The organism is Allobosea lupini (genome assembly GCF_900109525.1).
GTDB classification, from domain to species: domain Bacteria; phylum Pseudomonadota; class Alphaproteobacteria; order Rhizobiales; family Beijerinckiaceae; genus Allobosea; species Allobosea lupini.
On the sequence record NZ_FOAN01000002.1, the window covers coordinates 299,586 to 320,321 of the forward strand.

The 20,736-nt window shown below is 67.6% G+C and carries 19 protein-coding genes; 10 read left to right on the plus strand and 9 right to left on the minus strand.

The features are described from left to right. Positions 1-8 precede the first annotated feature (8 nt). Positions 9-308 carry an antibiotic biosynthesis monooxygenase gene (locus BMZ21_RS06910; RefSeq protein ID WP_091831227.1) on the plus strand — a complete coding sequence of 100 codons (300 nt, stop codon included), beginning with the start codon at positions 9-11 and terminating at the stop codon, positions 306-308. Positions 309-446: 138 nt separating this feature from the next. Here BMZ21_RS06910 and BMZ21_RS06915 read toward each other — a convergent pair whose 3' ends face one another. The 5 genes from BMZ21_RS06915 to BMZ21_RS06935 all read right to left on the minus strand — a co-directional run bounded on the left by BMZ21_RS06915 (position 447) and on the right by BMZ21_RS06935 (position 6,868). Further along, complete coding sequence (locus BMZ21_RS06915; protein ID WP_091831229.1) at positions 447-1,334, minus strand: ABC transporter permease; 888 nt, start codon at positions 1,332-1,334, stop codon at positions 447-449. After that, a complete protein-coding gene (locus tag BMZ21_RS06920; RefSeq protein ID WP_091831231.1) occupies positions 1,331-2,272 on the minus strand; it encodes an ABC transporter permease in 942 nt (313 codons plus the stop codon). The genes BMZ21_RS06915 and BMZ21_RS06920 overlap by 4 nt, the downstream gene beginning before the upstream one ends. 118 nt (positions 2,273-2,390) lie before the next feature. Continuing rightward, positions 2,391-3,989 carry an ABC transporter substrate-binding protein gene (locus BMZ21_RS06925; protein ID WP_091831233.1) on the minus strand — a complete coding sequence of 533 codons (1,599 nt, stop codon included), beginning with the start codon at positions 3,987-3,989 and terminating at the stop codon, positions 2,391-2,393. A 223-nt stretch (positions 3,990-4,212) separates the two neighbouring features. Next, a complete protein-coding gene (locus tag BMZ21_RS06930) occupies positions 4,213-5,625 on the minus strand; it encodes an amidase (RefSeq protein ID WP_091831235.1) in 1,413 nt (470 codons plus the stop codon). A 13-nt stretch (positions 5,626-5,638) separates the two neighbouring features. Further along, entirely contained in the window at positions 5,639-6,868 is a 1,230-nt protein-coding gene (locus BMZ21_RS06935; RefSeq protein WP_091831237.1) for a M20 family metallo-hydrolase, read from the minus strand. Between the two features lie 180 nt (positions 6,869-7,048). Between BMZ21_RS06935 and BMZ21_RS06940 the strand changes: the two genes are divergently transcribed. Together BMZ21_RS06940 and BMZ21_RS06945 are read left to right on the plus strand one after the other, a co-directional pair. Next, the gene (locus BMZ21_RS06940) at positions 7,049-8,458 is read left to right on the plus strand and encodes an MATE family efflux transporter (protein WP_244543732.1); all 1,410 of its coding nucleotides are present in this window, start codon (positions 7,049-7,051) and stop codon (positions 8,456-8,458) included. A 114-nt stretch (positions 8,459-8,572) separates the two neighbouring features. After that, a complete protein-coding gene (locus tag BMZ21_RS06945) occupies positions 8,573-8,995 on the plus strand; it encodes a globin domain-containing protein (protein ID WP_091831239.1) in 423 nt (140 codons plus the stop codon). Between the two features lie 5 nt (positions 8,996-9,000). Here BMZ21_RS06945 and BMZ21_RS30285 read toward each other — a convergent pair whose 3' ends face one another. Continuing rightward, positions 9,001-11,151: a methyl-accepting chemotaxis protein gene (locus BMZ21_RS30285; RefSeq protein ID WP_091831241.1), complete on the minus strand. Its 2,151-nt coding sequence runs from the start codon at positions 11,149-11,151 to the stop codon at positions 9,001-9,003. A gap of 475 nt (positions 11,152-11,626) precedes the next feature. Here BMZ21_RS30285 and BMZ21_RS06955 point away from each other — a divergent pair, with 475 nt between their 5' ends. The 3 genes from BMZ21_RS06955 to BMZ21_RS06965 all read left to right on the plus strand — a co-directional run bounded on the left by BMZ21_RS06955 (position 11,627) and on the right by BMZ21_RS06965 (position 14,757). After that, positions 11,627-12,325 (plus strand): L,D-transpeptidase, encoded by a 699-nt coding sequence (locus BMZ21_RS06955; RefSeq protein WP_244543770.1) that lies wholly within the window; start codon positions 11,627-11,629, stop codon positions 12,323-12,325. A 199-nt stretch (positions 12,326-12,524) separates the two neighbouring features. After that, complete coding sequence (locus tag BMZ21_RS06960; protein ID WP_091831245.1) at positions 12,525-13,829, plus strand: UDP-glucose dehydrogenase family protein; 1,305 nt, start codon at positions 12,525-12,527, stop codon at positions 13,827-13,829. Positions 13,830-13,950: 121 nt separating this feature from the next. Further along, positions 13,951-14,757 carry a DUF2076 domain-containing protein gene (locus BMZ21_RS06965; RefSeq protein WP_091832353.1) on the plus strand — a complete coding sequence of 269 codons (807 nt, stop codon included), beginning with the start codon at positions 13,951-13,953 and terminating at the stop codon, positions 14,755-14,757. Positions 14,758-14,836: 79 nt separating this feature from the next. Here BMZ21_RS06965 and BMZ21_RS06970 read toward each other — a convergent pair whose 3' ends face one another. Together BMZ21_RS06970 and BMZ21_RS06975 are read right to left on the minus strand one after the other, a co-directional pair. Continuing rightward, positions 14,837-15,649, minus strand: coding sequence for a L,D-transpeptidase (locus tag BMZ21_RS06970; protein WP_425285413.1), 813 nt, complete (start codon positions 15,647-15,649; stop codon positions 14,837-14,839). Between the two features lie 168 nt (positions 15,650-15,817). Further along, positions 15,818-17,242, minus strand: coding sequence for a lipopolysaccharide biosynthesis protein (locus BMZ21_RS06975; protein WP_091831247.1), 1,425 nt, complete (start codon positions 17,240-17,242; stop codon positions 15,818-15,820). 137 nt (positions 17,243-17,379) lie between these two features. Here BMZ21_RS06975 and BMZ21_RS06980 point away from each other — a divergent pair, with 137 nt between their 5' ends. The 4 genes from BMZ21_RS06980 to BMZ21_RS06995 all read left to right on the plus strand — a co-directional run bounded on the left by BMZ21_RS06980 (position 17,380) and on the right by BMZ21_RS06995 (position 20,340). After that, entirely contained in the window at positions 17,380-18,144 is a 765-nt protein-coding gene (locus BMZ21_RS06980; protein ID WP_091831249.1) for a sulfite exporter TauE/SafE family protein, read from the plus strand. Positions 18,145-18,210: 66 nt separating this feature from the next. Next, positions 18,211-18,711: a GNAT family N-acetyltransferase gene (locus BMZ21_RS06985; protein WP_091831251.1), complete on the plus strand. Its 501-nt coding sequence runs from the start codon at positions 18,211-18,213 to the stop codon at positions 18,709-18,711. Further along, positions 18,708-19,550 carry a DMT family transporter gene (locus BMZ21_RS06990; RefSeq protein WP_091831253.1) on the plus strand — a complete coding sequence of 281 codons (843 nt, stop codon included), beginning with the start codon at positions 18,708-18,710 and terminating at the stop codon, positions 19,548-19,550. The genes BMZ21_RS06985 and BMZ21_RS06990 overlap by 4 nt, the downstream gene beginning before the upstream one ends. Before the next feature lie 106 nt (positions 19,551-19,656). Then, positions 19,657-20,340 carry a DUF930 domain-containing protein gene (locus tag BMZ21_RS06995; RefSeq protein ID WP_091831255.1) on the plus strand — a complete coding sequence of 228 codons (684 nt, stop codon included), beginning with the start codon at positions 19,657-19,659 and terminating at the stop codon, positions 20,338-20,340. A gap of 16 nt (positions 20,341-20,356) precedes the next feature. Here the strand turns inward: BMZ21_RS06995 and BMZ21_RS07000 are convergent, their stop codons facing one another. Then, positions 20,357-20,734: a VOC family protein gene (locus BMZ21_RS07000; protein ID WP_091831257.1), complete on the minus strand. Its 378-nt coding sequence runs from the start codon at positions 20,732-20,734 to the stop codon at positions 20,357-20,359. Positions 20,735-20,736 lie beyond the last annotated feature (2 nt).

Consider the following 20,736-nt stretch of genomic DNA (forward strand, 5'->3'; position numbering starts at 1 on the left):
TCAAAGTCATGGCCACGTTCAATGTCGTCCGCTTCCGCATCAAGCCCGGGCGTGAGGCCGAATTCCTCGACGCCCACCGCCAAGGCAAAGCCAATTGGCCCGGCCTTGCGCGAGGCCACATCATCAAGACCGGCGACCACGCCTATTGCCTGATCGGCGAATGGGAGGACCTCGCCGCCTTGAAGGGCGCCCGCGATCAGATGATCGCGACGCTCGGCAGCTTCCGCGACACGCTCGAGGACCTCGGCAATGGCCTCGGCGTCACCGACGCGGTGTCCGGGGAAGTCGTCCTGGACCTGCGCGCCTGACGCGCGCTCGACGATGCCATCACCGAGAGCGACGGCATCGCCAGGAAAATGAATGGGCCCATAGGCGGGCCAATTCGCTAAGCGGGTCGGGCTTCGACCAGGCCCGACGACAGCGCAGGACATGACGTCGAACCGCCTTCAGATGCTCTTGGCCAGGCGCGGGTCGAGCGAGTCGCGCAATCCGTCGCCAAGCAGGTTGACGGCCAGCACGGTGATCGAGAGGAACAGCGCCGGGAAGAAGACGATGTGCGGCCTGACCTGCCAGAGCGCCCTGCCCTCGGCCATGATGTTGCCCCAGGACGGGGTCGCCGGCGGCACGCCCGCGCCGATGAAGGACAGGATCGCCTCGATGATCATGGCACTGGCGCAAATATACGTTGCCTGCACCGTCATCGGCGCGATCGTGTTGGGCAGGATGTGCTTGATGATGATGCGCGGCACGCGGGCGCCGTTCGAGATCGCCGCCTCGACATAGGGCTGTTCGCGCAGGGAGAGCACGACGCTTCGAACAAGACGGGCGACGCGCGGAATCTCGGCGATGGTGATGGCGAGGATGACGTTGCCGACCGAACCGCGCGTCAGCGCCATCAGAGCGATGGCGAGCAGGATCGGCGGGATCGACATCATGCCGTCGATGACGCGCATGACGATGCCGTCGGCCCAGCGCACGAAGCCGGAGAACAGCCCGATCGCCAGACCGGCGATCGAGGCCAGGATCGCGACCGAGAAGCCGACGATCAGCGAGACGCGGGCGCCGTAGACGACGCGCGAATAGATGTCGCGCCCGAGCATGTCGGTGCCGAACCAGTAGAGCTCGGACGGCACGCGCGTACGCCGCGCCGTCGAGATCGCCGTCGGATCGACCGTAAAGAGCAGTGGCGCGAAGACGGCGATGAAGATCATCGCCAGCAGCAGGAAGCCGCCGATCGCGACCGAAGGGTGCTTGCGCAGATAAGAGCGCTTGGGCGGCTTGACGCCCGCGCCGATTTCATCCGCCAGAGGCAGTGGGGCAGCTGGAGCGGTCAATAGCGTATCCTCGGATCGACGAGGGTGTAGATCAGGTCGACGGCCAGGTTCACCAGCACGTAGACGAACGAGAAGATCAGCACGACGCCCTGGATGACCGGATAGTCGCGCCGCAGGATGGCATCGAGCGTCAGCCGGCCGAGGCCAGGAATGGCGAAGACGCTCTCGGTGACGACGGCGCCGCCGATCAGCAGCGCGACGCCGATGCCGATGATGGTGACGACCGGCACCGCCGCGTTCTTCAGCGAATGCAGGAAGAGCACGTCACGGTTGCCGACGCCCTTGGCCTGAGCGGTGCGGACATAGTCCTGCTGCAGCACCTCCAGCATGGTCGCGCGGGTGATGCGCGCGATCAGCGCAATATACACCGTGCCCAGCGTGATCGAGGGCAGGATCAAGTTCTTGAACCAAGGCCAGATACCCTGCGAGATCGGCGTGTAGCCCTGCACCGGCACCCAGTCGAGCTTGAGCGCGAAGACGTAGGCGAGCAGGTAGCCGATCACGAAGACCGGCACGGAGAAGCCGAAGACCGCAAAGCCGACCACGGCGCGGTCGACCCAGGTGCCGGCCTTCCAGGCGGCGATGACGCCAAGCGGCACGGCGATCGAAACCGCCAGGATCAGCGTCAGCACCATCAGCGACAAGGTCGGCTCGATGCGCTGGGCGATCAGTTGCGTCACCGGCAGCGAGGTGAAGATCGAGGTGCCGAGATCGCCCTGCAACACCCGGAAGAACCATTCGCCGAAGCGGACCAGATAGGGTCGGTCGAGGCCCAGGCTGGCGCGGATGCGCTCGACGTCTGCGGGTGAGGCCTGGTCGCCGGCGATCACGGCCGCCGGATCGCCCGGCGCGATGTAGAGAAGCGAGAAGACGAACAGCGCCACGAAAGCCATGACGGGTATCGTCGAGATAATGCGTCTGACGATGAAAGCGAGCATCGAACCCCTGAGTTGCCGCTACTGGCGCCGGAGTTGTCGGAATGGCAACCCCGACACATCCGGCGGCTTGATTGGAGCCTGCCGCCCGGGATCAGCCGGGCCGCAGGCTTGCTCGGTCTCAGGCCTTCGACACGCCCCAGAAGAAGGGCAGCGGGCCGCTGGTCACGCCGGTGACGTTCTTCCGCCAGGCCTGGTAGCCGAGATAGAAGCCGGTCGGCGCATAGACGACGTTCTCGACGGCGGCCTTGTTGAGGCGGTCCATCGCCGCCTTCTCCTCGGCCTGATCCTTGGCGTTGAACCAATTGGTGACCTCGGTCTCGACCGCCGGCACGTCCGGCCACCCGAACCAGGCCTTGTCGCCATTCGCCCGGATCGCCGTGTAGGAGGACGGATTGATGCAGTCGGCGCCGGCATGCCAGGTGTGGAACATGCTCCAGCCGCCCTGGCTCGGCGGGGTCTTCTGGGCGCGCCGTGCGCCGACCGTGCCCCAGTCGGTGGCGACGAAATCGACCTTCAGGCCGATGCTCTTGAGCAGCTCGGCCGTGACGTCGCCCATCGCCTTGGTCGCCGACATGTCCTGCGCTACGACGCAGATCACCGGCTCGCCATTGTAGCCGGACTCGGCGATGAGCTTCTTGGCGGCCGCGACGTTCTTCATCTTCAGCATGTCGCCGCCCGCCTCGGTATAAAGCGGGGTGCCCGGCGTGAAGAAGCCGGGCAGCGGCTTCCAGAGCTTGTCGTCGTCGCCGACGATCGAGCGCATGAAGTCTTCCTGGTTCATCGCCGTCAGCACCGCCTGGCGCACCTTCAGATTATTGAAGGGCGGATGCAGGTGGTTCATGCGGAAGGCGCCGATATTGCCGAGCGGATCGCCGATATCGACGCTGATGTCCTTGTGAGCCTTGAGCACCGGCACGAGGTCGGAGAGCGGGGTCTCCCACCAGTCGACCTCGCCGCTCTGCAGCGCGGCTGCCGCGGTCGCGGCATCGGGGATGATCACCCACTCGATCCGGTCGACCAGCATGTTCTTGCCGCCGGCGAGCCAATCTGCCTTCTCGGAGCGCGGCACATAGTCGGCGAACTTCTCGAAGACCGCCTTGGCGCCCGGCACCCATTCACTGCGGGCGAACTTCATCGGCCCGGAGCCGACATACTCGGTGATCTGCGTGAACGGATCGGTCTTGGCGATGCGCTCGGGCATGATGAAGGAGCACGGCGCGTTGTTCTTGGCGAGCGCCAGCAGCATCTTCGGGAAGGGCTGCTTGAGCTTCCAGGTCCAGGTTCGGTCGTCGACGGCGGCGAGTTCGTTCTCGATCGCCTTGATCATCAGGCCCATCGGGTCGCGGGCCTGCCAGCGCTTCAGGCTCTGCACCACGTCCTTGGCGAGCACCGGCGTGCCGTCATGGAATTTGAGGCCGGAACGCAGCTTGAAGGTCCAGGTCAGGCCGTCGGAGGAGACCTCCTCGCCCTCGACCATCTGGCGCTGCGGCTGGAACTTCGAATCGATGCCGTAGAGCGTGTCCCAGACCAGGGCTGCGGCATTGCGGACGACGTATTGCGTCCCCCAGATCGGGTCGAAATTGGCGAGGTTGGCCTGCGGCACGAAGCGCAGCGTCTTGGCCGCCGCGCCTTGCGAGAGCGCTGGCATGGCGAGGCCGCCGGTTGCTGCCAGAACGCCGGTGCCGGCGGCGGTCTTCAGAAAATTCCTGCGGTCCATCTTGTACTCTCCCCTGAAGCGGCGGCGGCCTCTGATCGGGCGACCTTGCCTAGAGTGTGGGCAGAAAAATCTGCGCCTGACAACACGCTTGACGGGTCGCTACGACAAGAATTGGCCCTGCACGGTTCGTGCCAGACGGAACCGGTTTGCGGCTCACGACATCGTTTGCAAGCAAACGACACGCGAAGCCGGGGGACAGGCGCAGAAAATTGCGCCGATCCGCCTAAATCGATTTGATCGGCGCATCGACGCGCGCGAACGGACGCGCGGATTCAAACGATGCAGCCGCCTGCATGACGAGCGCATCATTCCCGAATGCCCCCACGATCTGCAGACTCGCCGGCAATCCGGCCGAGGTCAGCCCACAGGGCACTGCGGCGGCCGGCTGCTGGGTGATGTTGAAGGGGTAGGTCAGCGGCGTCCAGCGCGTCCAGTCCTCGCCATAGCCGCCATGCCCGGGCGTGTTCCTGCCGACCGCGAAGGCCGGCAGCGGCAGCGTCGGCGTCAGCAGGAGATCGAAGCGCTCATGGAACTGCGCCATCTGATAGGCAAGCGCATTGCGTTGATAGAGCAGGGCATCGACGTAAGCAGCGCCTTCAATCCGCTCACCCATCTCGGCGACGGCTACGAGGCCGGGATCCATCTGCGCGCGCCCCGCCGCATCGGTGCTGCGCAGGGCCAGCGCCGCGCCGGCCGACCAAAGCGTCATCAGCGTTTCGATCGGATCGTCGAAGCCGGGATCGACCTCCTCGACGGTCGCCCCCAGTTCGCGGAAGGTCAGCGCCGCCGCATGCGTCAGAGCCGCGACCTCGGGGTCGACCAGCGCATCGCCGCCAAGCCGTGGTGACCAGGCGATGCGCAGGCCGCGCACGCCGCGATCGAGCCCGGCCGTGAAATCGGGCGGGGGATGTTTGAAAGCGGTCATGTCGCGCGCATCGGGCTGGCCGATCGCGTTCATCGCAAGGGCCGAGTCGCGCACGGTGCGGGTCAGCGGCCCGAGATGGGCGAGGAAGCCCATGACCGAGGCGGGCCAGGCCGGCACGCGGCCATAGGTCGGCTTGAGACCGAAGACGCCACAAAAGGCGGCAGGGATGCGCACCGAGCCGGCGCCGTCGGTGCCGAGATGGATGCAGCCGAGATTGAGCGCTGCGGCCACGGCTGCACCCGATGAGGAGCCTCCCGGCCCGGTCGAGACATCCCAGGGATTGCGGGTGATGCCGGAGAAAGGCGAATCGCCGACGCCCTTCCAGCCATACTCCGGCATGGTGGTCTTGCCGAGGAAGACGCAGCCGGCTTCGCGCAGCCGCGCCGTCGCCGGCGCGTCCTCCTGGAACGGCGCATCGGAAGCCAGCGCCGAACCACGCCGCATCGGCCAGCCGGCGACGCCGAGATTGTCCTTGATCGTCACCGGCACGCCGTCGAGCGGGCCAAGCGCCTCGCCCTTCAGCCAGCGGCTCTCCGCAGCCTGCGCCATGGCGAGCGTCACGGGCTCGTCGCGGACGACGAAGGCGTTCACCTCCGGCTCGAAGCGCTCGATGCGGGCGAGCGCGTCCCTGGCGACCTCGACCGGCGAGAGTTCGCGCGCGGCGTAGAGATAGCCGAGCTCGGCGGCGGACAGCGAAGCGATGGTGGTCATAGGAAAATCCCCCTCAGGCGTTGGCGGCGCGCCAGGCGGCGCTGAGCAGGACATTGGCGCCGGCAACCATGTCGTCGTCGCTGCTGAGCTCCGCCGGGTTGTGCGAGAGTCCGCCGATCGAGGGGATGAAGACCATCGCGGTCGGGCAGAGCCGCGACATCATCTGCGCATCATGACCGGCCCCCGAGATCATCCGGCGGATGGGTAAGCCGAACTCGGCGGCGCTCGCCTCGACACTGGCGATCAGCTCCTCGGCAAAGGGCGTCGCCGGGAAGCGGGCGAGATCGCGGAAGCTGATCGAAATATCGTCGCGAGCCGACAATTCGGCGCAGAACTTGCGGACGGCGGCCTCGGCCTCTGCCAGCGGCGCATCGAGCGGATTGCGCAAATCGAGCGTCATCACGACGGTCTCGGGCACGACGTTGACGTTGCCGGGCCAGGTGCGGATCACGCCTGAATTGGCGAGCTGGCCCGGGATCGTCTTGGTCAGTTCGTTGGCGAAGATGTTGATGCGGGCAGCGGCGAGGCCGGGATCCTTGCGGTAGCGCATCGGCGTGGTGCCGGCATGGCTCGGCCGGCCAGTAAGCGTCAGTTCGAGCCAGCAGATCGCCTGGATGCCAGTGACGGCGCCGAGGCCGCCGCCCTCGCTCTCGAGCACCGGCCCCTGCTCGATATGCAGCTCGAGATAGGCATGCGCCGGCAGGAAGCCGGGCTGCTCGGCACCGTGATAGCCGATGCGCTTCAACTCGCTGCCGAGCCCGGCGCCGTCGGAATCCTTCTCGGCATGGGCAGCCTCGACGCTCATCCCGCCGGCCCAGACATAGGAGCCGAGCATGTCGGGATGGAAGCGAGCGCCCTCCTCATTGGTGAAGGCGATCACGGCCATGTCGCGCTTCGGCGTCACACCGGCATCGCGCAAGGCCGCCAGCACCTCGACGCCGCCGATCACGCCGAGCGCGCCGTCGAAGCGCCCGCCGGTGCCGACCGTATCGATATGCGAGCCCATGATCACTGCCGGCCCGTCCTCCTGCCCCTTGAGAATGCCGACGATGTTGCCGATCGCATCGACGCGGACATCGAGGCCGAGCGCCTTCAGTTCGCCGACCAGCCAATCCCGCCCCTGCTTGTCTTCATCCGTCAACGCAAGGCGCCGGCAGCCGCCTTCCGGCGTCGCCCCGATCCTCGACAGGGCTGCAAGCCGCGAGAGCAGGCGCTCCCCATCGATCCGCAGATTGGTGCTCATCGCGTCGGCTCTCCATAGGCGCTCTGGTCTGGACCCAGCAGGCCGGAACGGGCGCCCGCGCGCAAGAGGCAGATTGGGTGACACGACGCGTGCCGGCAGCGCGCCACGCGCAGGGCGCGGCCCGCCCCGGCGCGGCGAGGACTTTGAAGGAGCAATCTGCCCAGATAAAAGGCAGTCATCATGTCGCAGATCGCCCTGCCCTATCGCTCGGGGAGCCCCTGGCTCACCGAGGTCAAAGCCATGCTGGCGCTGAGCTGGCCGATGGTGCTGACCAATGTCGCCCAGACGGCGATGACGGCGACCGACGTGATCATGATGGGCCATCTGGGCCCCGACTCGCTGGCTGCCGGCGCGCTCGCCTCCAACCTCTACATGGCCTTCCTGATCTTCGGCATCGGTGTGATGGCCGCCGTCGCACCGATGGTCGCGATCGAGCTCGGGCGGAATCGGCATTCGGTCCGCGACGTGCGCCGCACGGTGCGACAGGGCTTCTGGGTAGCGGCGACGATGGCCGGCCCAATGTGGCTCTGCCTCTGGCAAGCCGAGGCGATCCTGACGGCGATGGGCCAGAATCCGGCGCTGGCAAAAGCTGCCGCTTCCTACCTGCACACGCTGCAGTGGGGGCTCCTGCCCTTCTACCTCTATCTCACCTTGCGCGGTTTCCTCGCAGCGCTACAGCGGCCGTTCTGGGTCTTCGTGACCGTGCTCTTTGCGGTCGGCTTCAACGCCTTCGCCAACTGGGTGCTGATGTTCGGGCGGCTCGGCTTCCCGGCGCTCGGCCTGCCCGGCTCCGGGATGGCCACGGCGCTGGCCTCGACCCTGATGTTCGCCGGCCTCGCGCTGGTGGTCTCGCTCGACCGACGCTTCCGGCGCTATCATCTGTTCGGCCGGTTCTGGCGGGCGGACTGGAGCCGTTATCGCGCCTTCTGGCGGATGGGCCTGCCGATCGGCACCACCGTCGGCTTCGAGGTCTGGATCTTCAACGGCGCCGCCTTCCTGATGGGCCTGCTCGGCCCGACCTCGCTCGCTGCCCATGCGATCGCGATCCAGATCGCCTCGCTCTGCTTCATGGTGCCGATGGGCATCGGCCAGGCCGGAACCGTCAGAGTGGGGCGCGCCTTCGGCGCCGGCGACGAAGAAGGCATCGCCCGGGCCGGCGCGACGGCGCTCGCGCTCGCGACCGCCTTCATGTGCTTCACCGCCCTGCTGATGTTGCTGATCCCGCACTGGCTCGTCGTTCCGTTCCTCGACGCCGGCAAGCCGCGCGCCGCCGAAGTGGCAGAGCTCGCTATGGTGTTCCTGTTCTATGCGGCGATCTTCCAGATCGTCGACGGCATCCAGGTGGTCGGGGTCTCGATCCTGCGCGGCCTGCGCGACACGCGCGTGCCGATGCTGTTCGCCGGCCTCGGCTACTGGGGCATCGGCCTGCCGCTCTCGGCGGCGCTCGGCTTCCTGACACCGCTCGCCGGCGTCGGCATCTGGATCGGGCTCGCGACCGGCCTCGCGATTGTCGCCGCGTTGATGCTGGCTCGCTGGTTCGCCCGCGAGCGGCTCGGCCTGACCAGATCGGCTGGCCTGCCGGCCTCGTAGCGACGCTGCGACTGCAGCGTAGCGGTTCGTTAACTCCAGGTTGCATTTTCGCGCATCTTGGCGGACACTTCCTGCGACGATCCCTCATGCCGCCGCGCTGAAAAGGGACGAGTCGTGACGCCGCAAGATATCGCGCTTGTCCGGTCGAGCTTTGCGCAGCTGCATCGGCGCAAGATCGAGACAGCGTGCCTGTTCTATGAGCGGCTGTTCACCACGACGCCCGGCGCACGTGCCCTCTTCAAGACCGATATCGAGACCCAGGCGGCCAAGCTGATGGAGACGCTGATGGTCGCGCTCGCCACGCTGAACGATCCCGGCGGTCTCAAGGTCCTGCTCAACCGTCTTGGCGAGCGTCATCAAGGCTACGGCGTTCAGCCCGAGCATTATGACGCAGTCGGCAGCGCGCTGCTTTGGACCCTCGAGACCTCGCTGGGGCCCGACTTCACACCCCAGACCCGGGCAGCCTGGACCGAGCTCTACGAGCTGATGGCCAAGACCATGCTTTCGGCCGCCACACCGAGCCTGCGCTCGGCTTAAGCCCCTCAGAACTCCTCCCATCCCGCATCGCTGGCGCGTCCGCTCGCGGCCTTGCGGGGCTGGGGCGCAGCGGCCTTGCTCTGGGCGAAGGCGGCTTCGGCGAGCTGGCGCAAACGCTCCGGCTCGGGCGCCAGGCCGCTGCCACGATCCGCGGGGCCGGCGGCATGCGGCGTGGCGCCGGCAGGGCGTGCGGGCGCGCGCATCGCCGGCCGGGCAGCCGGACGCGTTCCGGGGCCGGCGAAGGCCGGTGCAGGCGCCATGGTGCCGTGGGCGGGGTTGCCGGTGCGGAAGCTCGCCACCAGCGTATTGAGCTCGCCGATCCGGCCCGACAGCGCCCCCGCCGAGGCGGCGCTCTGTTCGGCCAGCGCCGCATTGGCCTGCGTCATCTCGTCGAGATGGGCGACCGCCTGGCTCATCTCCTCGATGCCGTTGGCCTGCTCGCCCGCCGCCGCCGAGATCTCCTGGATCGTGCCGGTGACCTTCCGCGACGCCGCCAGGATCGTCTCCAGCGACTCGCCGGCCCGGCGCACCAGCTTCACCCCCGCCTCGACCTCGGCATTGGACGATGAGATCAGCCCGGAGATGTCCTTGGCCGCCTCGCCGGAGCGCTGGGCGAGCGTGCGCACTTCGCTCGCGACCACGGCGAAGCCCTTGCCGGCATCGCCGGCCCTTGCCGCCTCGACAGCCGCGTTCAGCGCCAGCAGGTTGGTCTGGAAGGCGATGTCGTCGATCACCCGAATGATGTCGGAAATCTTGCGCGAGGCGTCCTCGATCCGCGCCATGGCGCTGACCGCTTCGCCGGCGATGGCGCCGCCGTCCTGAGCCGCCTTCATCGCCTCCTCGGCGACCGCCGCCGCCTGGCGCGCACCCTGGGCCGAAGCCTTCACCGAGGCCGCCAGCTCTTCGGTCGTCGCCGCGGTCTCCTCGAGCGAGGAGGCCTGCTCCTCGGTGCGCTTCGACAGATCGTCGGCGCCCGTGTTAATCTCGCGCGCCGCAATCCCGACATCCGACGCCGTCACCTGGATCGTCGACACCGTGGCAGAGAGGCGGGCGATCGTCTCGTTGACCGCGTCCTTGAGCTCAGCGAAGCGCCCGCGATAGGCGGTCGGCACCTGGCGGGTCAGATCACCCGCGGCGAGCGCCTGCAGTACATCGACGAATTCGGTGGTGGCGCCGTCGACCACGGCATTGATCTCATTGATGCCGGCAACGAGCTTCTGCATCTGCTCGTCGGCATCCTCGACCTTGAGCCGTGCCGAGAAATCACCAGCGGCAGCAGCCGCGACGACCTCGCCGACATCCGACACCACAACCGACATCGCGTCGGCGGAGCGAATCCGGTCCGCCGCGGCGGCCCGCTCCTGCTCCTGCAGCAGCGCGACCTGCTCGGTGCTCTGGCGCAGGACCGCCACGGCCCGCGCCATCTCGCCGATCTCGTCGCGGCGCTTGGTGTGCGGCACCTCGATCTGGGTCTCGCCAGCGGTGAGGCGGCTCATGCTCGCGCTGAGATCGAGCAGCGGACGCGTGATCGAACGCTGTGCGAACAGCAGCGCCGCGGCGACCGAAGCCAGCAGGGCGGCGAACAGCACTGACGGGAGAATCCACTGGACCTGGCGCGTGAAGGCAGCGGCCTCTTCGGAGAGCCGGTTCCCGACCTCTTCGTTGCGCTTGCCGAAAGCGACGAGCTGGTCGTTCAACGCCTTGCGATTGGCGCGGTTCTCATCGTTGTTGCCCTGCTGATTGGCCGCCGCGGTCGAGACCTCGCGACCGAGGCGAATCAGCTCGCCGCGGAAAGTGATGAACTCCTCGACCAGCTTCTGCAGCTTGAGCGCGGTCTCGCGCTCTTGGGCCGGCACGAGCGCAACCAGGTCGGCGGCAAGCTTGCGCATCACCGGGAAGCGCGCCTCCTTCGGCTTGGCGAAAGCCTCTGCCTCCTTGGCGTCCTTCGACATGTAGATGCCGCGGGAATCCATCACCACGGCGAAGACCTGCGTGTTGAGCCGCTCGGTGAGCAATGCGATCTCGCCCTGAACGTCGGAACGCGCGTTGAGGTCGCCGGAACGTGACAATGCGTAGAGGCTCAGGACTGCGGAAAGGATCGCACCGGCGGCGACGATCCCCAGCATCGCCAGCACCTTGAAGCGGATCGATTTCATATTCTTGCTCGTACTTTTCTGCGCGATCGAAGACTGACCCGCACTTAAACGTTCGGCATGACCCGGCACCGAAGCCCACAAGGCTTAAAAAGCTTTGCCGGTAGTGGTTAAAGGCCGTTTAAGACAGCCCGCCTTCCCTTGGGAAACTGCAGTAAAACTCGGCAACTCCTCGCCTTTCAGCTGCATAGTTGAGCAACTACCTACACAGGGTGGCAGCCAGTGCGACATGCAGGTGCGGCATGTCGCACTGTGGCATTCCGGCCACGCTCTGCGCCGGCCACAATTTCGCCACATGCTGTTCACCCCGGCGCCACGCGAGACCGTGAATTGAAAAGGACCAGCCGGCGAGGATCATTGGAACTTGTCGGCAATTCGCCTGTTTTCGCTGCCAGCCGCCGCCCAATCCAAGAGCCGAGTCATGTCCGCCCACCTGCCCGACGCCGCCACCGCCTGTTCCCGCCGCCGCTTCCTGACGATGGTCTCGGCCTTCGTCCCCGTCGGCCTCGCCGGCTGTGTCAGCGGCCCGCAGCAGCCCTACGAAGCCCGGACCCCGGTTCACCAGAACGCAGCCTTCCTGTCGATGTATGACGAGCGGCCCGACGAGCGGCATCCGCTGCCGGCAACCGATATCGACGAGGTCGACACGCGCTTCCTGCGCCAGGAAGTGGAATATCGGACCACGGAGCGGCCCGGCACGATCGTGGTCGACACCTCGGCCCGCTATCTCTACCTCGTCCGCGAGAACGGCCGCGCCATCCGCTACGGCATCGGCGTCGGCAAGCAAGGCATGTCCTGGCGCGGTCGCGCTACCGTCGCCCGCAAGGCCGAGTGGCCGCGCTGGACGCCGACCGCCGCGATGATCGCCCGCGAGCCGGAGCGGAACGCCCGCTGGGCCGGCGGCATGGCCGGCGGCATCGAGAACCCGCTCGGCGCCCGCGCCCTTTATCTCTACCAGGGCAACCAGGACACGCTCTACCGCATTCACGGCACCAGCGAGCCTTGGTCGATCGGCAAGGCGGTGTCGTCGGGCTGCATCCGCCTGTTCAACCAGGACATCATCGACCTCTACAGCCGCGTCCCGACCGGGACTCCCGTGGTCGTCCTGAACCGCAACCCAATCGGGGAGCCGCAGATCGACGAGACCGACGCGCCGCTGCCCCCGGACGACATCTGAGGCTCGCGGCCGCGACAGTCGACTACTTCGAGAAGGGCGGCTCGCAGCCGCCCTTTTTCATGTCGCCGCCGCGCCGTCACGGTCCCTTCGCCAGATCGGGCTACTCCTCCAGCCCCGGGCGGCTGCGATTTGCCTCGACGCGGTTTTGCGCTACGCCCTGCCGGTCGGCAGCCCGCCGACGAGACGATGAGACCGCCAGATGCGCGTGACGATGATCGGTTCAGGCTATGTCGGCCTGGTCTCCGGAGCTTGCTTCGCCGATTTCGGCCATGAGGTGACCTGCGTCGACACCGACGCCGGCAAGATCGCCGCCCTGAAGCGCGGCGAGATCCCGATCTACGAACCCGGCCTCGACGACCTCGTCGCCAACAATGTCCGTGCTGGGCGGCTCTCCTTCACCACCGAGCTCGCCGGGCCTGTGGCGGCGGCCGATGCCGTGTTCATCGCGGTCGGCACGCCCTCGCGCCGCGGCGACGGCCATGCCGACCTGTCTTATGTCCACCAGGCGGCGCGCGACGTCGTCGCGGCGATCGACGGCTTCACGGTCGTCGTCACCAAGTCGACCGTGCCGGTCGGCACCGGCGACGAGGTCGAGCGGATCATGCGCGAAACCCGACCCGATGCCGATTTCGCCGTCGTCTCCAATCCGGAGTTCCTGCGCGAAGGCGCCGCGATTGCCGACTTCAAGCGCCCGGACCGGATCGTGATCGGAACCGAGGACGATCGCGCCCGCAAGGTGATGGAGGATCTCTACCGGCCGCTCTACCTCAATGCGGCGCCTCTGCTGTTCACCGCGCGGCGAACCTCCGAACTGATCAAATACGCCGGAAACGCCTTCCTCGCGACCAAGATCACCTTCATCAACGAGATGGCGGACCTATGCGAGCGGGTCGGCGCCAATGTCCAGGAGGTGGCGCGCGGTATCGGCCTCGACAACCGCATCGGCGGCAAGTTCCTGCACGCCGGCCCCGGCTATGGCGGCTCCTGCTTCCCGAAGGACACGCTCGCGCTGATCAAGACCGCGCAGGACATGGAAAGCCCCTTGCGCCTGGTCGAGACGGTGGTGGCGGTCAACGACCAGCGCAAGCGTGCGATGGCGCGCAAGATCATCGCCGCCTGCGGCGGCTCGGTCCGGGCCAAGCGCATCGCCATCCTCGGCCTCGCCTTCAAGCCGAACACCGACGACATGCGCGAGGCGCCCTCGCTGTCAATCGTGACGGCGCTCCTCGACGCTGGCGCCGAGATCGTCGCCTATGACCCCGAGGCGATGGACAGTGCCAAGTCCTTGATGCCGGAGATCGCCTACGCGCCCGACGCCTATGCCTGCCTCGACGGCGCGGATGCGCTGGTGATCGTCACGGAATGGGACGCCTTCCGCGCCCTCGACCTCGATCGGGTCAAGGCGGCGCTGCGGCATCCGGTCGTGATCGACCTGCGCAACATCTACCGCTCCGGCGAGATGCACGCGCGCGGCTTCACCTATGTGAACGTAGGTAACGCCTGAAGCACGTTCCCTGGCGACGCGACAGAAAGGCGCCGGGCGTTCGCCTTGATAGCGTCATAAGCCGTCACCACCTTTCGGAGCGACAGGGCGACCGCCTTGTCCACCATGAGAGGAGATGACGATGACGCCGCAAGAACGCGACGTGATCGCCGGGATTTTCGATCGCCTGCGTCAGGCGGAAAACCAGCCGCGCGACCCCGAGGCTGAACGTTTCATCGCCGACAGGCTGCGCGAGCAGCCCTATGCCGTCTATGCGATGGCGCAGTCGGTCTACATCCAGGAGCAGGCGCTCACCAGCCTGCAGGGCCAGATCGAGCAGTTGCAGGCCGAGATCCAGCAATTGCGCAGCCAGCCGCCCGCTCCTGCTCCGTCGCAGCAGTCCGGCGGCTTCCTGTCGGGCATCTTCGGCGGTGGCGCGAGCCAGCCGGCCCGCTCCGGCTCTGTGCCGTCCTTCCCGCAGCGCGCCGCGCCGCAGCCGGCTTCGCCGCCCTGGGGCAGCCAGGCCGCAGCGCCGCAGCAGGGCATGGCCCCGCAGCAAGGCATGGGGGCGGCTCCCGCCCCCGGCACCTGGCAGAACCAGGCAGCCCAACCCCAGGCTCCGGCCCGAGGCGGCGGCTTCATGGCGAGCGCGCTGACGACGGCAGCCGGCGTCGCCGGCGGCATGGTCGCCGGCAACATGCTGATGAACGCGCTCGGCGGTAACAAGAGCGCCGCAAGCGAGACCAAGCCGGCCGAAGCGAGCACCGCTCAGAACAAGGACACCGGGCAGAACGACGAAGCTGCCCAGAACACGCAGACGGCGGCTGACCAGCAGCCGGCGGCGGAGCCGCAGCAGGCCTATCAGGAGCCGACCTATCAGGACGCCAACTACGACGATGGCAGCTACGATGACGGCATGGGCGGCGGCGGCGACGACGACTGGGCCTGAGGCCTGACATGGTCCGCTGAAACGACGAGGCCCGCCTGGCGACAGGCGGGCCTTTCTTGTCGGACGGGTGCGGCCGACCTCAGATCACGAAGACCTTGGCACCGACGCGGACGCGCTCGTAGAGATCGACAACATCCTCGTTGTTCATCCGGATGCAGCCGGAGGACACCGCCTGGCCGATTGTGTTCGGCTCGTTGGTGCCATGGATGCGATAGAGCGAGGAGCCGAGATAGAGGGCGCGCGCGCCGAGCGGGTTCTCCGGGCCGCCCGCCATGAAACGCGGCAGATCGGGACGGCGCTTCAGCATCTCGGCCGGCGGCGTCCAGCTCGGCCATTCCGCCTTGCGGGTGACCGCCTTCATGCCGGCCCATTCGAAGCCGGGCCGGCCGACGCCGATGCCATAGCGCAGAGCGCGGCCGCCGGGCTGGACCAGGAAGAGGAAGCGGCGCGGCGTATCGATAACGATGGTGCCGGGCTTGTGCGGCCCATCATAGGCGACTTCCTGCTTCTGGAAGCGCGGGTCGAGGGTGCGCGCGATCGGCCGCTCCGCCGGGATCGGCTCGCCGAGCGCAGCCGAGCGGCGTTCGCGGCGCGGCTCCATCGGATCGCCCTGGATCGGCACCGGCGCCTCGTAGTCGGAGAGCCGGCGCATCGCCGGCTGCTGGCCATAGGCGCCGCGCTGCGGGCGGTTGTAGACCGCCCCGCCCCGGCCATAGTCGGTCGGGTCCTGGCCAGTCATCATCATCTCGATGAAGCCGCCGCCATATTGGCCGCGGCCGGCCGAATGCGTGACCATGGGATCGGCCGGGCGCCAATAGGTCTCGGCATAGACCTGGCCCGACAACAGCAAGCCGCCGAGCGCAGCAAAGGGAACGAGATAGAGCGAACGCATGACGCAACTCTCTTTACGCAACAGGCTTGAAGCGTGAGGCGATGCGTTGAAATGAATGGTGAATCGTTGACTCTATCAGCCCCGGAACCGGCCTGATCGCTCAACTTCCCGGGGTTAACCTTAGCGATCCCCGAGCAAACGCGGTAAACGCCCGGTTCACGCCCCCCATCAGCGCCGACTCTTGCGCATGGCGAGCCAGAGCCGCAACAGCGTCCGGCAGCGGGCCACGTCGAAGGTGAGCATCAGCCCGCCATAGACGGCAAGACCAAGCGTGCCCTGCAGCAGCAGTTCGGGCATAGGAGAGAGCCGGCCGGAGAGCGGCCAGACGACGATCGCCATGGCGATGACCGCTGCGACGATAATGCCGATCTCGCGCCAGTTCAGGGAGACCGGGAGCGAGCGCAGGCCGACCCAGCCGGTGATGGCGAGAACCACGAGGAAGCTGAGGGTCTGGCCGAGCGCATAGCGTTCCGGACCGAGCGCGCCGGCGGCGAAGACCAGAGCGAGGTTGACGAGGAGACCTGCGAGGGCCGCCAGCGTCACCAGGCCGGTGCGCTTGCCGAGCAGGAAGACCGGGTAGATGCCGGCGGCGAAGACAGCGAGCGCGACGAGGCCCGGCAGAAGCAGCTGCAGATAGCCGGAGAAATGGCCATGGAACTTCGCCGGCACGAGCAGCGCCTCGAAAGCCGGCAAGACCAGGAAGAGGCCGGCGGCCACCGGCAGCGACACCATCAGCACGATCACGAAATTGGCGGCGATGCGCTTCTGCGCCGCGCGCACACCCTTGGTCTCGTCGAGCCGCAGCACTTCGCGCAGCATGACGATCTCCAGCGTCGTGGCGAGCATGCCGAACAGGCGCAACCCCATATCGGCGGCGAGCGAGAAATAGCCGGCTTCGGCGAAGCCGTTGCTGTCGGCCAGCAGCGAACGATTGAGCAGCGGGATCAGCGAATAGATCGCGTTTGCGCCGACGATCGGCAGCGCATAGCGCGCGAAGTCCGATGCCAGATCGCGCCGCGCCGCCGACCAGGCGAGCGGCCCATCCGCCAGCGCCCGCCGCACCGCGAGCAGGGCCGCCATGGCGCTGAGGACGCCGCCGAACATCACGACCGTCGCGTCGCGCGTCCACCAGGCGCCGCCGACCATCAGCAGCAAGGCGAGCACGTTCTTGACGATGATCAGGCGGGCATAGGCGGCATCGAGGAAACGGGCCCGGGCGATGGCGCCGTGGTAGTCGAACAGGCCGGCGCAGATGCCGCCCAGCACCGAGCCGGCGACGAGCATGACCGGCAGTCCGAAATCGACGCCCGCGACGACCGCCGCGACCAGGATGCCGCACAAGGCGAGCGTGATCCCCGCGCTCAGCACATCGAGGGTCGCCCGGATCTGCGGCTGTTCCTCGCGGGTCTTCTGCGAGTAGAAACGGACAGCCGAGAGCCTGATCCAGTCGAGCAGCGCGGTGTTGAGCAGCACGAGCATCGCCGCACCGATGGCGTAGCGGCCGAATTCGGCGGGCCCGAGGAAATAGGCGATGAGCAGCCCGAGGACGAAGTTCAGCCCGGCATTGATCACGAAGGGCAGGAGTACGGTCATGACGCCATCGCAAAGGGGCAAGCCGACTCAGCACCGGCCGCGCATGACTGCGCTGATCCCGCCTAGCCGCCAAACCCCGCCCGTCCAAGCGGAAACTGGCGCAGCCTCGCTCTGCGCCTTGGCGACAGACTGAGCCTATGCCGAGCGATCCGATCTTCTACCTGGTCGGCTGGACCACGACCCTGCTGATGGGCATCGGCAAGGGCGCCTTCGGTGGCGGCCTCGCCATCCTCGGCGTGCCGCTGCTGGCGCTCGTCGTCGATCCCCTGCAGGGCGCAATCATGGTGGCGGTGCTGATCGCCGCGATGGACCTTGTCGCCATCGGCAGCTTCGGTGTCTCGACCTGGTCGAAGCCGGATCTCGCCTGGCTGATCCCCGGCCTGATCGTCGGCATCGCGATCGGCTATGCCGTCTTCCTGATCGTCGACGCCCGCATCGTCACGCTGATCATCGGCGTCATCACTCTCGCCTTCACGGCACACTGGTTCCTGCGCGGCCGGACCGCGCCTGCCGGCCAATTGCGAGTTTCGCCCCCGCTCGCGCTGCTGGCCGGGACGGCCTCGGGCTTCACCACCTTCGTCGCCCATGCCGGCGGCCCGCCGGTCGCGATGTATCTGTTGGCACGAGGGCTTTCCAAGACCGCCTTCGTCGGCACGACCATCGCCTTCTTCATGCTGGGCAACATCCTGAAGCTGCCGCCCTATCTGGCGCTCGGCCTGAAGCAGCCGCAGGCGCTCTGGGCCGCGCTCGCCCTGCTGCCGGCAGCGCCGATCGGCGTCTGGATCGGCCGCTGGCTGCACGAGCGGCTCGACCAGAAACGACTGTTCTTCGCCTGCTATCTGCTGCTTGCGGCGGCAGCGCTGAAGCTGACGGCCGACGCCGCCCTCGCATTGCTGCGATAACGGCATGGCAGGAGCGCGAGCGCCCCATCTTTGCAGCAGACCGGATTTGGCCCTAAGCGATCGATCATGACCGCCCTGCCTGCCCTTCGCGACGCCACCGACGCCGATTCGGAGCCGCTCGCCACCCTGATCGCCGCGACCTTCGCCGAATATCCGAACTGCTGGTTCGACTGGTCGGAATTCCCGGAGCTGCGCCGCCCCGCCAGCCACTATGCGCAAAAGGGCGGCAAGCTCTGGGTCGCGGATGGGCCGGGCGGGCGCATCGTCGGCTCGATCGCCGTCGTGCCGGTGCCGGACCAGAATGCGGTCGAGCTATTCAAGGTCTATGCCGATCCGAGCCAGCGCGGCAGCGGGCTGGCGCAGGCCCTGTTCGCCCGCACCCTCGCCTTCGCTGAAGCCGGCGGCTATGGCGAGATGATGCTGTGGTCGGACAGCAAATTCGCCCGCGGCCACCGCTTCTACGAGAAGCTCGGCTTCGTGCGCTGGCCGGGCGAGCGCTACCTCGCCGACATCTCCTCGACCTGGGAATACCATTTCCGCAAGCCGCTCGCCCCGGCGCAGTCATGAATCTCAATACCGCGCTGCGGGCGGTTCTCGGCATCGCGCTGCTCACCGCGATGGATGCGGTGATCAAGGCGCAGATGCAGCAGCACCCGTTCCTGCTGGCGCTGTTCATGCGCTTTGCCGCGGGCGCCGTCTGCGCGATCGTCGTCGTCGCGGTCTTGCGGCCGGCACGGCCGACGCGCACGAGCCTGATCGGCAACAGCATCCGCATCCCGCTGGTCATCCTCACCGCCGGCAGCTTCTTCTATTCGATCTCGGTGCTGCCGCTGGCGGAGGCGCTGACGCTCTCCTTCCTCGCCCCGGTCTTCGTCGCCCTGCTCGGAGCGCTGATCCTGAAGGAACGGCTCGACGGGCGCATCCTGCAGGCGCTCGGCTTCGGCCTCGCCGGCATGCTGGTGATGGTCTGGCCGCGCCTGCAGGGCGGCGTCACTGGTGCCGAGCTCGGCGTCGCCGCGGCACTCGTCTCGGCGATCTCCTACGCCTTCAACCTGATCCTGCTGCGCACGATCGCGGTGAAGGAGCATCCGGCGATCATCGTGCTGTTCCAGAACGCCGGGCCGGCGCTCTGCCTGGCCTGGCCGGCCTGGTACGTCTTCCAGCCGATGAGCGGTGGCGACCTCGCCACCTATCTCTCCGCCGGCGCGCTCGGCGTCGCCGGGCATCTGTCGCTGACCTCGGCCTTCGCCCGGGCGCCGGCCTCGCGGCTGGCGCCGATCGAGTACACGGCGCTGGTCTGGGCGAGCCTGCTCGGCTGGTTCGTCTTCAGCGAAGTGCCGCTCTGGACCACCTATGCCGGTGCGGTCCTGATCGTCGCCGGCGCCCTCGCCGTCAGCCGGCGCTGATAGTCGCCACGAATTCGCCGGCTTGGTCGGCTTCTGCACGAGGCAATGCGAAGGGAGAGACCGCCCGCCATGCTTGCATTCCTGTCCGACTGCGATTGACCGAAGCATGCAGCGCGCCGGCACCGCTGCTCGCGTCCTGCGCGAACCCGGCCTTCCCGCCGCGCTCTGCGTTCATCTCCTGTTCGGCCTCCTCCTCGCCATCCGGACGCTCAGCAGCTTCACACCGCCGATCGAGACGAGCATCGAGGTCGAACTGGTTGCGCCGGAGTCGCTGGCGCCTCCCGCTCCGGCCCAGGCGCCCGCTCCTCCCCTAGCCGAGATCGCGTCACCTCCGCAGCCGGCTCCCCCCACTACGCAGCCGGAAAAGCCAGCCAGCCGGCCCGTTCCACCACCGGCCGAGCCGCCAGCGATGATCACCGCCCGGACGCTGCATTCTGAAAGCGTGCTGGCCAATCCGCGCAGCCGCGGCGCGCGTGAGGCGCTGAAGACGCTCGAGGCGAGCGAGCGCATCGAGCAGCTTTGCAATCTCGAGGCGATGAGCCAGATCCATGCCTGGAAGGCGGAGTTCGAGCCGGATCGCGTCGTCGCCTATGCCATGGCCAGCACGAAGCTGACCAAGGGCGCCCTCGAAGCCGAGGGCGCCGCCTTCCGCAGCCGCAAGCAATGGTACGGCCTGCGCTTTCGCTGCGAGATGGCGGCAAACGGCAAGGTCGCCGGCTTCCAGTTCCGCGTCGGCGCGGCGATCCCGCGCAGCGAATGGGCAGCACACGACCTGCCGCCCGAGCATTAGCCCTGCTGCGAGAGCCTCAGGCCGGCTTGCCGCAATAGGCCTCCAGCCGGTAGCCGTCGGGGTCGACGACGAAGGCGGCGTAATAGTCGGGGCCATAGGAGTCGCGCAGGCCCGGCTTGCCGTTGTCGGTGCCGCCCGCCGCGAGCGCCGCCGCGTGGAAAGCGTCGACGCTCTGGCGTGTCGGCGCGACGAGACAGAAGTGCAGATTGGAGTCGCGGTCCGGCGGCACCGGCGCCGAGACCGCGCCGATCCAGAGCCCGACGCTTTCCTTGCCATAACCGAGCGAACTCTCGTCGGCACTGAGGCAACCATAGCCGAGAGCGCCAAGTGCGGCGTCGTAGAAGCACTTCGTGCGGGCGATCTCGCGAACGCCGATCGAGACATGGTCGAACATGG